The sequence below is a fragment of the Oligoflexia bacterium genome (assembly GCA_034439615.1).
In the GTDB taxonomy this organism is placed as follows: Bacteria; Bdellovibrionota; Bdellovibrionia; order JABDDW01; family JABDDW01; genus JAWXAT01.
Genome location: JAWXAT010000024.1, coordinates 1 through 11,744 on the forward strand (window position 1 = coordinate 1; position 11,744 = coordinate 11,744).

Sequence of the window (11,744 nt, forward strand, 5' to 3'; positions counted from 1 at the left end):
GGCGAGGCAGAAGGTGAAGGCGAGGCAGAAGGTGAAGGCGAGGGAGAACCCGGTAAGTCCCCTGGAAAAGGTGGCAATGGACAAAGTGATCCTCAGTATGAAGAAGTGCCTTCAGAAGTATTTGCTGAAATGTTGGCAGAAGAAATTCAGCTTCGCAATTTACGTCGCACAGGTGGAGAACAACGCGTAGCAGATGATCCTAAAATGGGAACCATGCATCGATCACATGGTGATGTAGTATGGCATCGAACAGCAGCTGATGCGCTTGCATTAGGTAAATCAATTAAGCGAGGCAATGAGCGCCGTGAACAATTACGAAAAGAGTTGGGCCTTGATGCACCTGAAGAGGCCAAAGTAGAAGAAAAACCAGAGGCAGAGAAAAAAGAATCGATACTAGAGGGTGCTGCTCAAATATTAAAACGTGGTTTTGCAGCATTGCCAGCATCAGCCTACACTGTGCGATCACGAATGATTGTTCAACAACCTGATTTTGATGCAGTACTAGTAATTATGGGTGATGTGTCGGGAAGTATGGGGCCTGATCATCGCAAGATTGAAAGGCGTATTGTTCGTCAAGAAATTGCGCTGCTAAAGCTTAAGTATCCAAATCTCAAAGTTCATTTTATTCAGTGTGATACTGAAGCTAGAGAAGTAACTGAGCATCAATTTTTCAATCAGTATTTGGGTGGAGGCACTGACTTGTCTCAGGCCTTTAAGCTGGCTCTTGAAATTTATAATAAGTATCCAACATCAAAATTTAATCGTTTTGCGCAGATGTTTTCCGACGGTGATGATGGTGGCGCATTACACGCCACTATTGAAGCTGGACGAAAGGTTGCTGAAGCAAGTGATTATTTTATGTACGGAAATGTGGTGCCTTATGGCCGACAATCCGGCCAATTATCTCAGGCCTTTGATCTATTAGCTCAAGAAAAACCAGGTATTTATGGCTATGCAGATCTGAATCTAGAAGTTTCATCTGTTTTTGCCGCTATCAAAAAATTCTTTGGTAAGAGATCTGAACCTGGTCGATAAGCCAGTTGTTTTAACTCGCCTTTGATCCTGGAAAAAAGTTTTTCACTTTTTTCGTAATTTTACTAAAGTACTTCCTCACAACTCCGAATAGTAATTTGTCAGGAGAGGAAATCCTGACAAGCGACCCACGGAGCATGATGCTCTACCGCATATAGAGATGCGGTTATTATCAAGGAGGATGTTATGGGTTTACGAGTTAATACCAACGTAGCCTCCATCAATGCGCAACGCAATTTGATGGGGACCAAGCTGTCATTAGACAAGAGCTTGGAAAAACTCTCTTCGGGTTACCGAATCAATCGTGCAGGTGACGATGCCGCGGGACTTGCGATCTCTGAAAGCTTAAAAGCTCAGATTCGTGGTCTTAAGCAAGCATCACGAAATGCACAAGACGGTATCTCTCTCGTACAAGTGGCAGAGGGCGGATTGAACGAAACATCGTCAATCTTAACTCGTCTTCGTGAGTTGGGCGTACAGGCAGCTTCTGATACTATCGGACCTGTTGAACGTCAATTCTTGAACGTGGAATACGATCAGCTCCTTTCGGAGATTCAGCGTATTGCCGACGGTACGGAATTTAATCAAACACAATTATTAAACGGGACGGGTGCTGTGTTCGACATTCAAGTCGGTACACGCAACAATCCCAATATCGATCGCATCGTCTTTGATGCATCAAAAGCTGATTCTACAATTGCAGCTTTGGGTGTTAATTTGACTTCTGTGGCCGATAAGGCGTCTGCACAAAACAGCTTGAGTGCTCTTGACTCTGCAATCATCAGCGTATCTGCGATGAGAGCTGACTTTGGTGCTCTCCAAAATCGTCTCCAATCAACGGTTAACAACTTAGCAGTCGGCAATGAAAATATGAATGCTGCTAATAGCCGAATCAGAGACGTGGATGTAGCTGAAGAGACGTCTGAACTGACTAAGAACAATATCCTGTTGCAAGCAGGCACTAGCGTGCTCGCACAGGCGAATCAATCCAATGCGGTGGCCCTTAGCCTCTTGAAGCAATCATTTGGCTGATTAATTCCATGGTCGAATGAACCTTTGGCTCAGTGGCTAATTTTTCTAATGGCCTCCGTAACTTAAGGTAATGGCACTCGATTAAATTCGAGGCTTGAAGCCGACGTAACTGATCTGTTTCCTGCACCGCTCCGGTGCGCAAGCACCGGAGCACTTTTTGTTTTTCTAATGTTGTTCTCTAAATTTCACACAAAATAAAAATTATCAAAATCTGGACTCAATAATAATTCAAAAAATGTCGATCAGTTAAGTGCAACGCTTTAGGAGCGAAGCCAATTGCTATTTATATACTACGCTCTAAAAATTAACCCAAGGGCATGATGCCCAGAAGGCCAATATAAATTGGAAGGCCGAGAATCAAGGAGGATTCGGATTATGCAAGGAGGATAGACATGGGTTTAAGAATTTCGACTAACGTTGCTTCTATCAATGCGCAACGAAATCTGGGCAATGCTCAGTATGCTCTTCAAAATTCGCAAGCAAGGCTCGCATCAGGCTTTCGTATTAATAAAGCCGCAGACGATGCTGCAGGACTCGCGATTTCGGAGAACTTAAAAGCGCAAATCAGAGGTATGAGGCAAGCGTCACGAAACGCCAATGACGGAATTAGTCTTGTGCAAACAGCAGAGGGTGGACTTCAGGAGATTAGTAATATCCTGATCCGATTTAGAGAATTGGCCATCCAAGCTTCATCAGACACCATTGGAGATAAAGAGCGTGGGTTTTTGGATGTTGAATACCAACAACTCAAGTCAGAGTTACAGAGGATTGCAGAGGTTACACGTTTTAACGGACGCGATCTTCTAAACGGAACTGGCGGGCTCTTTTCAATTCAAGTTGGAGTCTATAACGATGATTTTAAAGACCGCATTACTTTTAATGCGTCTGCTGCTGATGCGACTCTTGAAGCGTTTGGGCTTACAGCTCAATCTTTGGCTACAAAAGAGCAAGCACAGATGTCAATCGCAACAGCTGATGATGCGATTGTTTCTGTCAACGGGATTCGCGCTAACTTCGGCGCTATGCAGAACAGGCTTCAGTCAACCGTCAACAACATTGGCGTGAGCGATGAAAACTTATCTGCAGCGAATTCGCGAGTTCGTGACACTGACGTAGCTTTAGAGACTTCAGAGATGACGAGAAATAATATTCTCCTCCAAGCTGGTGTCTCAGTGCTGAGTCAAGCTAATGCAGTTCAGAACGTGGCTTTGAAACTGTTGCAGTAATGTTTAATAAATGGAGTGAGTGGATAAATTTATCCACTCACTCTTTATAAAGACCAAGGAGGGATTTATGCTTTTATATGCCATGGAATGGGTTCTTCCGGCATCTGTAGTACTTATGTTGGGGGGATTAGCCTCAGTGACGTCTTACACACAGGGCTGGATGTAAACCAAACACACCAAAACAAAAAAAATCCCATGGACACATGTTCATGGGATTTTTATTTTTTAATATGATTATAAAATGCGACTATGCCTAAGAAAAATGCTGAGAAATATCCAAGTATACTGAGGATGGGAATTTCGTAGAATTGAGGACCTTTTCCCATATTAAGTGCCATCGTACTTGCAATAACCAAACTGCCGATGACAAGACCCAAATAAGTGAGTGTTCCGTTTGTTTCAACGGAGCGTTTAAGATCTTCAATTTGCGCAAGGTTGATATCAATGGCAAAATCATTGCTGTTGAGTTTGCGCATAAGTTGTTTAAGTTGACGCGGTAAAGTGTAAAGCAGAGATGTAGAGTCACGTGCTACGGTTGTAAGATCTTTCATGATTCTTTGAGGGTCATATTTTGCTTTAATTATTTCTTGGGCAAATTCCATTGCGTAACTCAAAAGATCAAAGTCTTTTATAATCGTACGGCCCATGCCTTCAACTGTAACGATAGCTTTGAAAAACAGCATTAACTCTGATGGCATAACGATATTGTGTTTTGCTGCAATGGAAGTTGAATCCATTAAGAGTTTTCCAAAGTTCACATTTTTAAAAGTCATTCCGTGATAAGGTGCGATGAGGTCACGCACTTCACGTGTGAATTGATCAAAATTAACTTCATGATTGTACGGAGCAAGATCAATATATTCATAGGTGAGAAGTTCGTAGTTTTCTGTGGCAAGGGCAATAAGCATATTTGCCACAGAGTCTTTAGTTTTTTGAGATACACGACCTACAACGCCAAAATCAACAAGGCCGATTTTATTGTCTGGCAGAATAAATAAATTACCCGCGTGAAGATCACCGTGAAAAATACCATCACGAAATACCATTTTAAAAAAAGCTTTGAGCCCAGAAGCCACAATCTGTTCGCGATTGATCTCAGATTCTTGAAGTTGTTTGTGATCACTTAAGCGAACACCATTGAGTTGCTCCATGACTAAAATACGGGGTGTGCAGTGATCGCTAAAAATTGCTGGAATTTTAATAACAAGATCGTCTTTAAAATTCTGGCCGATACGTCGGATGTTATTTGCTTCAACAACGAAGTTTGTTTCCAGTTCTAACGTTTTAAAAAACTCATCAACTAATGATTGCGGATTAAACGGCCGAGATTCAGGTATGTATTGTTCGATAAGTGCTGCCATGGTGTACAAAACGCCAAGATCATTCTTAATTGTTTCAACAATGCCGGGTCTTTGAACTTTGATGACGACATTTTCACCTGTAACAAGTTTTGCTGAATGCACTTGGGCAATACTTGCGGCAGCTAGTGGGTTTGGATCAATAACAGCGAATACTTTTTCTGGTTGTTTGCCGAAATCTTCTTCAATGATTTTTCGAATTTCTTCAAAAGGAACGGCTGCAACTTGATCATGAAATTTTTTAAACTCTTCGACGAAATCAGCAGGAATAAGATTTGGACGTGTAGCTAGTAGTTGACCGAATTTTACAAAGGTGGGGCCCAGTTCTTCAAAGGCCATGCGCGCTCGCTCAGCGGCGCTTAGGTTTTCCAGTGCCTCGTTTTTTGCGATTTTTCTTAGAATGTATTGGCCCAGCTTCGCTCTTTCCGCGATATTGTGAAAACCGTGTTTCGCGAACACTCCCACTATTTGGCGAAGTCTCCCCGCGTTCTTGATCGTTTGTCCTATTTGTCGGCCTGTTGTTAGTATCGGCATATTTTTGGTCTATCCATTCAAAATCAATTTCTTGTGCTTCTGGATCAGCTCGCAAAACTTTAATTTTTACTGGGTCACCTAAACTGATGACTGTTCCAGTCTTGCGTCCGATGAGTTTTTGTTTCTCTTCATCGTATTGAAACCGATCGCCTTGTAGGGTATCAAGTTTAACTAAACCATCTATATCATATGTTCGCAATTGAACAAAGATACCGAATTTTGCAATGCCTGTAATCATTCCATCAAAGGTTTCGCCTACATAGCGCTGCATAAAGCGGCATTTTTTAATTCCTTTGAGCTCTCTTTCTGCTTTTACAGAGCGTTGCTCGCATGCGGATAAGATGTTCCCGGCCGTTGCCATACGATCTAATTCTTCATCCGCGCCAAGGCCAGAGTGTGTTTTATTGATAATTTTCTTAAGCACTCTATGTACGATCAAGTCAGGATACCGTCTGATGGGTGAGGTGAAATGAGTATAACAATCAAATGCTAAACCAAAATGACCTGCATTTTCTTCAGAATACTGGGCCTGTTTCATTGAACGTAAAATTAAAATACTTAAAATATGCTCTTCAGGTTTATCCCGTACGAACTCAAGCATTTTCATAAGATTTTTTTGTGTCATCCCAGTACCAAAACGAACGCGTAAACCCCAGTTGTGTGCCATTACTTCAAGGTTTTTAAGTGCATCTGCAAAGGGTTCTTCATGAATACGGTAAAGTGAGGGCTTGCCTGATTTTGCAATAAATTTTGCAACAGCAACATTTGCCATCAACATTAATTCTTCAATTAATCGGTGTGCAAATAGTCGATCACCACGAACAACATCTGTGGGAACACCTGTGGCATCAATTAATATTTGTGATTCAGGAATATCAAGATCAAGACTTCCCTCGTGAAATCGCTTCTTCATTAAAATGCGCGCGATATCGGCCATAAGCCTAAGCTCTGGCAGTACATCGAGGTATTTAGGATTATCAAAACCGTTTACCATATCTTCAACTTCGCCGTAAATCAGGCGGTGATGACTCATGAACACAGCTTCGTAAAAATCTGAATCAACAACGTTTCCTGAAAAATCTAATTTCATTTCGGCAACAAGAGCAAGGCGTGGAATGTGCGGGTTAAGTGAGCAAAGGCCGTTTGAGAGTTTTTCTGGAAGCATGGGCACAACCATATCAGGAAAATAAACACTCGTGCCGCGTTCATAAGCATCGCGATCAAGTGGTGTGCCTTCTTTTACGTAATGGCTAACATCAGCAATTGCAACCCAAACACGAAAACCTGAACCGTCTTTTTCAGCGTAAACAGCGTCGTCAAAATCTCGCGCTGTTGCGCCGTCAATTGTTACGAATTTTTTACTGCGAAGATCTTTACGCCCTTGCCAATCACTTTCACTCACTTCATTAGGAATCTGATCTACTTGTTTTAAATTCATGGGCGAAAATTCAACAGGTATATGATGATTGTATAGTACTTGTTTTGTATCAAGGAGTGGGTCACCGTGAGTTCCTAAGATCTCCACTACTTCACCGTTAAAACCTTCAGAAGAATCAGGGTAATCAGAAATTTTAACGACGACTAATTGGCCCTCTTGAGCATTTTTTGTTAACTCTGAGCGAATTTTGAGATCGTGCCCCCAGGCTTTACTATCATCGATGATGACGCCTGAACCTTCAAAGCCAGTTTTATGAAATTTGCCCACAATTTGGGTCATTGCTCGAGAGAGTATCTGTTTAACTTCGCCTGAAAAACGACCGTCATTTTCGCGAAAGCTTTCAGCTTCTACGCGATCACCGCTCATAATGCCTAGCATGGTTTTACGGGGGAGATAGACGTCTACAAGCTCTTTGTCGTCGGGAATGAGAAAGCCAAAGCCATCGGCATTTCTTTTAACGAATCCTGTTACAGTTGAATTTTTGTTGCCACGTCCACGGTGTTTTTTCATTTATCTTTGTTTTAGAATTTTGTATGCCAATTGTCTATGGAAACTCTCACAGTTGTTGCCGCTATAATTGAATATAAGCACCGCTACCTGATCTTAAGGCGGGCTGCCTCTAAAGATAACCCGGGTTTATGGGAGTTTCCAGGGGGGAAGCTACAAAATGGCGAATCACTGCAGCAAGCCATCGAGCGTGAGATTTTTGAGGAATTAAACGTAAAAGCAACGGCTGGCTCCTTGAGGGGCTCATGCGACACCCTCGTTGATAACAAAATAATCCGGCTTATTGGCATTGATGTAGTTATTGAGAATGAACCAACTGAGTTTCGAGATCACTCAGAACTTAAATGGGCAAGTTGGGATGAGTTATCCACTTATCCACTCACATTACCTGATTTGGGCTTACTTCAATATTTGCAATCAAATGGGTTTCGCGAATCAGAACTGTCGAAATTAAATGTCAGCAGTTGCGCTAAATTTTATGGAATAATGTACGCCGTTGTCGGTGTTTTCATGAGTGCGTTTATCTTGGTGACTCCGTCATCAATGTCGGGGTTTTTATCTTTTACACAAAAAATGATTATCGTGGGGTTCATGCCCTTTTTTAATTTTTTTATTGGAGCAGTCTTAGGGGTTTTACTGGCTGTGACTTATAATATTTTTGCATCGATCTTTGGTGGACTTAAAATGAGGCTAAAATGAATTATTGGATATTAAAATCAGAACCTGAAACGTATTCATTTCAAGATTTAATAAAAGATAAAAAAGCATGTTGGGATGGTGTTCGAAACTATCAAGCTCGTAATAATTTAAGAAAAGCTGCAGTCGGGGATCTTGCCATCATTTATCACAGTGGTGATGACCGCGCAGCAGTCGGTATTGCTAAAGTAAGTCGAGCAGCATATCAAGATGCCAAAACAAAAGACGACTGGTCAGCAATTGATCTAGTGCCTGTAAAAGAATTTAAAACCCCTGTGAGTTTGGCGCAGATGAAGGCTGATAAAGTTTTAAAAGTGATGTCTTTGGTAAAACAATCACGGCTTTCGGTGTGTCCACTCAATGAGATTGAATATAAGCGATTATTAGTGTTAGGTTTTTAAATCTTTTGCCCGGGTGGCGAAACTGGCAGACGCACGTGGTTCAGGTCCACGCGCCCGCAAGGGTGTGCAGGTTCAAATCCTGTCCCGGGCACCACCACGCCAAGTATATGGCGATCCAATATACTGCTTCAAAAAAATGGCATTTACAGCAAACTCTATAATCTCCAACTCATCAAACAAGCCACTCATTGATTCTGAGTAGACAATCTGTCCATACGTTGTTTCAACTCTTGTAATTGCGCCATGAGGCCATTGTACCACTCACGCTCTTGCAACTCGACATAGGCGAGGTGTTTATCTAAAGTATCTATCTTCCAATCCATAACCTCCTCAACACCTGACATTGAGTCTTCCCATTGTCCGATTGCTAGAGGCCTTGAATTCAATTTTTCACTTACAGATTTGGCCCCCAAATAAGCTCCAAATCCAATAGCCGGAACATATTTTAAAACGGTTACGGTACGTGTACCCACGATTCCCGCTTTAACTAGCCAAGCTAACCGCATCATCGTCAGTTCCCACAAAACAATACTTACTGCCGTACCACCAATTAATTTTGGCAAGAACCATTGATATGCGGTATCCGCATTTTGAGCTGCATAACTTCGCATTTTGGTTCCAAGCTCATATACTGATGTTAGACCGCGGGTACCGGAAATAACTTTGAGCGTTTGCCTAAAAGAATTGTACTCTACATTGAGTGTTTCAAGCCATAAAGTGCGATTACTTGAACTACAGTTGACGGCATTTCCCGTTACAAAATCAATTCCACCTTCGGCTCCAGATTGCGCCAATCCAATTAATAAACTAAATGATCCAAATAATGTATCGAGATGACTTTGAAAAATACCATTATCATCTTTAAAGTTATTCTTTGAAAGATTTTGCAAAGTGTCGGTGATGTTTACACGAATTTTTCGCAATGCTTGAAAATAGCGATTGCATTCTGGAGTCGTAATATTTTTTGGTTGTTCTGATAATTTCTGGTTTGCTTCTATGGAATTATAATATTCTAATATAGAATTATTTTTTAGCTGAGAACTATCTTGTTTCTTAGTACCAAATAAAAGAAGTTGCTGAAAGTTCTTAAGTTCAGTCAATGACACTTCAGCAGCGTTTGCTTTAAGCGAAACACTTAATTGAAAAAAGAGGGCCATGGATAAAGCCACAACCCTCAATAAACGATATTTATTTTTTTGGAACATCAAGATTTGCATTTTTAGGCTCTATATCATTAAGACTTGGTATTTGAGATGTAACAACCTTTGCAGCACCAGCTCCTGCGACACCACCAATTACACTACCAAAACTCAGACGGATAGCCCCGCCAATTAAATCAGCTAATATACCGAATCCAAGATCACCGGAACTTCTGTAGCCGTCGCTTCCAGCCTTACTTAAAATAGCAGCACTACCAACAGCACCAACTACGCCGCCAGCAACAATGATTGCTGTTTTGATTTTGGAATTACGGTTTTCACTCTTAACAGCAGTATTCGCCATAATATCGCGAAGTTCATAAAGCTTTACTCTTTCTCTATCTGTAAGTGAAGATGATATTTCGAAAACTTGTTTTTGAAGTTCGCGAAGATTCGAAGCAGCATTTTTAGAATCCGCGGTAATTATTTGTTCAGCTAATGCTTCAGCAGATATTTTTTCTGTGAGATAATTTGTTAAAAGCTGTTTAACACCAGAACTTTGAATTTGATTATCAGCGGCCAAGACAACGCTTGAAATACCCATGGTATTCATAATAAAAACAACCGCCACTAATTTGATTCCAAATTTTCTAACCTGAATTTTCATATAACCTCCATAAAAAATACAATTCCACATTTATGTTATGCAAGAGATGCTAAATGGTTTTTCACACTCTTTTTGTTACATTCTCTCGTCACTTTGTAATTGAATTTAACCAAGTCATTGAAAGCTTTGGATTTTAAGTGTTTATAATATTGCCATCTATAGGCGCCATTTTAAAGCCTTTAGAAAAAAACGAGCCATAGACATTACCTAACTGGTTGCTATCGTTTGGTTTATAACAACAAAACGTGTCACTATATGCAAACTCAAAAGTCCTACTGGACCGAATGCTACTACACTAAAATCACCGCACTCCAAACTTTTAGAAAAAGAACTCGGAAAGGTAACGAGCATTTATGATCGTGCTGCACTTATTCGCGCTACCACAATCTTTAAGACCAAAATATTGTTCTCAGATAAATCATTTGCTTTCGTTAAGTAATATCGAGAAAGTAAAAATGTTACTTATATGCTTGGAATACCCTCAAGAAAAAATAGCTAGTCCTCCATTTTCTTTAGATAATGTTGAAGTTTATTGCCTATACTATAAATATTTTGAAATCAAAGCTACAGAACGCGTAGAAGACACATTTCTTCCATCGATGAATTTAAAATATTTTGACGTTCAAGTTTATGAAACTGTATATTGGATTGTGAAGCTTGCGAGATGACTAATTTAATGGAAAAAGTCAGATCGGATCGCGTTCAGCCAAATTTGAGGTTGAGCGTTTTTTTCGCTAACCGCGTAGACCCTCATAATCCGCGACAATAAATTTCTCTATATCACCGTCCAGGAAATCCACCTCTTACGCCACATCTCCAAGTTCAACGCTCGTTCCCTGCGTATTGGTGATGAACAGAGACACCATAAAAAAAGGAGGTGTAAATAGGTTAATCAATCCAACTCCAATAAACAGTTCACTAGAGTACCAAATGCCTGGCTCCAAAATTGCACTTTTTAGTAGGCAACTAGCGGAAGGTATCACTAATACTTTGTATTCTATTTGTTTTTCAAACCTTGCAGGCCGGAGATTTTGAAAAATGCAGTCCTGAGCAGACTGAGTCTTTACTAGCCCTTGAAAAACAGGCTGCCCTAAAAATTGTTGAAATAAAGTCTGATTTGTTGGTTAGAGCATCCCAGATTAGCGATCGAAGTAAAAAAAGCCAGAAGCTGATACTTGGTTGGGTGAAAAACGCAAACGAAGTCCTAGATTGTGTGGCCACAAAATTAGGAACAACGACTTACATTTGCGGCGACGAGAAGGGTCTAGTCTGTTCTCGAGCTTACGCAGGGCTTTCACCAGCTGGCCTTCCATTTTTTTTAGCTAGAAAAGTTGAATTCTGTGGTGATCATTTTTGGGAATTGAACAATACAGAAAGACTGTCAACCCTGGTTCATGAGCTGAGTCACAAATGCGGAACTACAGATAATCTTTCTTTCAGGCGTTTTGGTGAGGGTAATCCTCCCTACAACGGATCACTATCAGATTGGCCACAGATTGCCGATAGCTACGGTTATTTTGTGAGAGAAGGCGTATGTTTGCCATATGTCGATTGCAAATATTAAAAAAAATAAAATAGTGTGTCGGTATAGAAATAGAACTTGGTACTTTGACAAATGATTTTATATCTTCGTCAGCCTATAAAAGCGGATGCTATACGGTCTGGCAAGTGGGTGGATCGTAGGCAAGCTGGTAACGAATGCTTGTCTTAATGA

General features: G+C 40.8%; 11 protein-coding genes and 1 tRNA gene. 8 read left to right on the plus strand and 4 right to left on the minus strand.

Features of this window, described 5'->3' with window-relative positions; translation table 11 throughout:
* The 3 genes from SGI74_05255 to SGI74_05265 all read left to right on the plus strand — a co-directional run.
* Positions 1–1,035, plus strand: a 1,035-nt coding sequence (locus SGI74_05255) for a DUF444 family protein (GenBank protein MDZ4676900.1), incomplete at its 5' end; no start/stop codon positions are given.
* Positions 1,036–1,218: 183 nt separating this feature from the next.
* Entirely contained in the window at positions 1,219–2,064 is an 846-nt protein-coding gene (locus SGI74_05260) for a flagellin (protein MDZ4676901.1), read from the plus strand.
* Positions 2,065–2,456: 392 nt separating this feature from the next.
* A complete protein-coding gene (locus tag SGI74_05265; GenBank protein ID MDZ4676902.1) occupies positions 2,457–3,290 on the plus strand; it encodes a flagellin in 834 nt (277 codons plus the stop codon).
* Between the two features lie 218 nt (positions 3,291–3,508).
* Here the strand turns inward: SGI74_05265 and SGI74_05270 are convergent, their stop codons facing one another.
* Both SGI74_05270 and rnr read right to left on the minus strand, forming a co-directional pair.
* Complete coding sequence (locus SGI74_05270; GenBank protein MDZ4676903.1) at positions 3,509–4,987, minus strand: lipopolysaccharide core heptose(II) kinase RfaY; 1,479 nt, start codon at positions 4,985–4,987, stop codon at positions 3,509–3,511.
* Between the two features lie 10 nt (positions 4,988–4,997).
* Positions 4,998–7,130: a ribonuclease R gene (gene rnr, locus SGI74_05275; GenBank protein ID MDZ4676904.1), complete on the minus strand. Its 2,133-nt coding sequence runs from the start codon at positions 7,128–7,130 to the stop codon at positions 4,998–5,000.
* Between the two features lie 36 nt (positions 7,131–7,166).
* Between rnr and SGI74_05280 the strand changes: the two genes are divergently transcribed.
* The 3 genes from SGI74_05280 (at position 7,167) to SGI74_05290 (ending at position 8,318) form a co-directional block, all read left to right on the plus strand.
* The gene (locus SGI74_05280) at positions 7,167–7,826 is read left to right on the plus strand and encodes a DUF3566 domain-containing protein (GenBank protein ID MDZ4676905.1); all 660 of its coding nucleotides are present in this window, start codon (positions 7,167–7,169) and stop codon (positions 7,824–7,826) included.
* Positions 7,823–8,224 (plus strand): EVE domain-containing protein, encoded by a 402-nt coding sequence (locus SGI74_05285; GenBank protein MDZ4676906.1) that lies wholly within the window; start codon positions 7,823–7,825, stop codon positions 8,222–8,224. The genes SGI74_05280 and SGI74_05285 overlap by 4 nt, the downstream gene beginning before the upstream one ends.
* A gap of 7 nt (positions 8,225–8,231) precedes the next feature.
* Positions 8,232–8,318: transfer RNA gene (locus SGI74_05290), tRNA-Leu, on the plus strand.
* 91 nt (positions 8,319–8,409) lie between these two features.
* On the opposite strand, the gene SGI74_05295 is transcribed toward SGI74_05290, so the two are convergent.
* A complete protein-coding gene (locus tag SGI74_05295; GenBank protein MDZ4676907.1) occupies positions 8,410–9,381 on the minus strand; it encodes a hypothetical protein in 972 nt (323 codons plus the stop codon).
* 31 nt (positions 9,382–9,412) lie between these two features.
* Complete coding sequence (locus SGI74_05300; protein ID MDZ4676908.1) at positions 9,413–10,030, minus strand: hypothetical protein; 618 nt, start codon at positions 10,028–10,030, stop codon at positions 9,413–9,415.
* A gap of 353 nt (positions 10,031–10,383) precedes the next feature.
* Between SGI74_05300 and SGI74_05305 the strand changes: the two genes are divergently transcribed.
* On the plus strand, positions 10,384–10,698 hold the full coding sequence (locus SGI74_05305; protein ID MDZ4676909.1) for a hypothetical protein: 315 nt from the start codon (positions 10,384–10,386) through the stop codon (positions 10,696–10,698).
* Between the two features lie 347 nt (positions 10,699–11,045).
* Entirely contained in the window at positions 11,046–11,594 is a 549-nt protein-coding gene (locus SGI74_05310; protein MDZ4676910.1) for a hypothetical protein, read from the plus strand.
* Positions 11,595–11,744 lie beyond the last annotated feature (150 nt).

Bases quoted from the DNA above. Each gene is read 5' to 3' on its own strand.
- SGI74_05260 (MDZ4676901.1), top strand. From the start codon at position 1,219: ATGGGTTTACGAGTTAATACCAACGTAGCCTCCATCAATGCGCAACGC.
- SGI74_05265 (MDZ4676902.1), top strand. From the start codon at position 2,457: ATGGGTTTAAGAATTTCGACTAACGTTGCTTCTATCAATGCGCAACGA.
- SGI74_05270 (MDZ4676903.1), bottom strand. From the start codon at position 4,987: ATGGCCTTTGAAGAACTGGGCCCCACCTTTGTAAAATTCGGTCAACTA.
- rnr (MDZ4676904.1), bottom strand. From the start codon at position 7,130: ATGAAAAAACACCGTGGACGTGGCAACAAAAATTCAACTGTAACAGGA.
- SGI74_05280 (MDZ4676905.1), top strand. From the start codon at position 7,167: ATGGAAACTCTCACAGTTGTTGCCGCTATAATTGAATATAAGCACCGC.
- SGI74_05285 (MDZ4676906.1), top strand. From the start codon at position 7,823: ATGAATTATTGGATATTAAAATCAGAACCTGAAACGTATTCATTTCAA.
- SGI74_05295 (MDZ4676907.1), bottom strand. From the start codon at position 9,381: ATGGCCCTCTTTTTTCAATTAAGTGTTTCGCTTAAAGCAAACGCTGCT.
- SGI74_05300 (MDZ4676908.1), bottom strand. From the start codon at position 10,030: ATGAAAATTCAGGTTAGAAAATTTGGAATCAAATTAGTGGCGGTTGTT.
- SGI74_05305 (MDZ4676909.1), top strand. From the start codon at position 10,384: ATGATCGTGCTGCACTTATTCGCGCTACCACAATCTTTAAGACCAAAA.